1 protein-coding gene and 1 pseudogene are annotated in these 1,629 nt (G+C 64.8%); both read right to left on the reverse strand.

The window, feature by feature from the left end; all coding sequences use genetic code 11:
* A pseudogene (locus ACT6Y9_RS10865) lies at positions 1 to 288 on the reverse strand (mechanosensitive ion channel family protein); the annotation flags it as partial.
* Between the two features lie 192 nt (positions 289 to 480).
* Positions 481 to 1,398: an AEC family transporter gene (locus ACT6Y9_RS10870; RefSeq protein ID WP_443744542.1), complete on the reverse strand. Its 918-nt coding sequence runs from the start codon at positions 1,396 to 1,398 to the stop codon at positions 481 to 483.
* Positions 1,399 to 1,629 lie beyond the last annotated feature (231 nt).

Consider the following 1,629-nt stretch of genomic DNA (forward strand, 5'->3'; position numbering starts at 1 on the left):
CGCCGTCGGGCGGAACTTCTCGATGCGCGTGCGGGCCCGGTTGGAGAGCCAGATGCCGAGCACGAAGCTCATCACGACGATGATCACCTGCAGGATCACGTTCTCCCAGGTGAGGTTCGCAAAGAGGCTCTCAAAGAACCGCCCGAACCAGTGCGTGGTGTCAATGATCGCGTCGGCGGCGTTGTCGATGTCCTTGGCGCCGAAGTCGCCCGAGGCGGCGTTGGCGGCGGCGCGGGCGGCGTCGATCGTCTGATCGGCCGCGGCGGCGGCCTGAGTGGCTTGCGTCATTGTCTTTGTCGTGAGAAAGGACGTGCTGGAGAAGGAGCACCGCTCCTGGCGACCGCCGGGGTCTTTTGGACCAAGGGCGAGTTCACCGTGCGGATGCGGCGAGCATGCGATTGTAGAGAAAAACGCTTGGGACGGAAGCGCTTTCTTCCGACCGGGCGAGCGAACGATTTATCTGACAAATCTTGCCGCCGATCAAAGCCAGAGCATCAGCGCCGTCATAAAGGCGATCGAGCAGACGATCGAGAGCGAGTTGATCGTGCAGGAGAGCGCCACGCGGCCGACGTCGTTAAAGCACTGCGCGGTGAAGATCGCGCAGACGGCCGACAAGGGCGCGAAGGCGATGATCGTGAGGACCTTTCTCACCTCGGCGTCGAAGGGCGCGAAGTTGTAGAAGAGGAGCGCGAGCACGAGGGCGACGGCGTAGCGGTTGAGGAGGACGCCGAGAATCCGCGTCACCGTCTTGCGGTCGAGGTGAAGCTCGAACCCGACGCCGATCATCATCATCGCGAGGAAGGGATTCGCGGCGCCCACGATGTCCGTGAGCGCGAGCACGGGCTTGGGCATGTGGATGCCGAGCGCGGCGAAAAGGGTCATCAGAAGGTAGACGTCGAGCGGAATCGAGGAAAACATGCGCTTCAGGAAGAGCCGCACGCCGCCGCCCTCGCCTTTGCCGGCCACCGCCGCGGCCATCGAGTAGGTCGCGCCCGTGCACATGATGGAGTTCCCGGTGTCGAAGAGGCAGGTCGCCACGACGCCCACGGGCCCGAGGAAGCTCTGGATGAAGGGGAGCGTGAAGCACCCGATGTTGTATCCGGAGTAATTGATCATGTTGAAGGCCTGCTCGGCCGCGCCCCGGCGGCCGGCGGCGAGCCACCCCGCGCCGATCGTCACGAGGTTGCAGAGGACCCCGAGAAGGACGAGCGAGAAGAGCGCGAAGTCCACCGAGATGCGGGAGAAGTTCGAGATCACCGCGCAGGGAAGCGTGATCTTGAGGACGATCGCCGCGATGAGGCGGAAGTCCTCCGCCTTGAAGAAGTGGATGCGCTTGAGGGCGTAGGCGCCGATGATGATCAGCACGAAGGCCGCGACTTTTGTGAGGACGGTTTCCATGACGCGTTCCTGAAAAAGGGCGTCGGATGGGCGCCGGTGCGGCGATTATAGGAAGGCTTCCGTCCCAGCCACGTGGGGAGCCTCCGGCGAAGCTTTGGTGAGCGCCCGCCCCTCCGGGGGAGCCTTTCGCCCCCGCAGCCCTCAGGCGTCGAGGCGCTCCGAGAACCGGATGAGGAAGAGGTCCGTGCGGGATTGCGCCGGCGGGCGGCGGCCGACGATGATGCGCGCGGC

This window comes from Sutterella sp. (genome assembly GCF_052272535.1).
Classification (GTDB): domain Bacteria; phylum Pseudomonadota; class Gammaproteobacteria; order Burkholderiales; family Burkholderiaceae_F; genus Sutterella.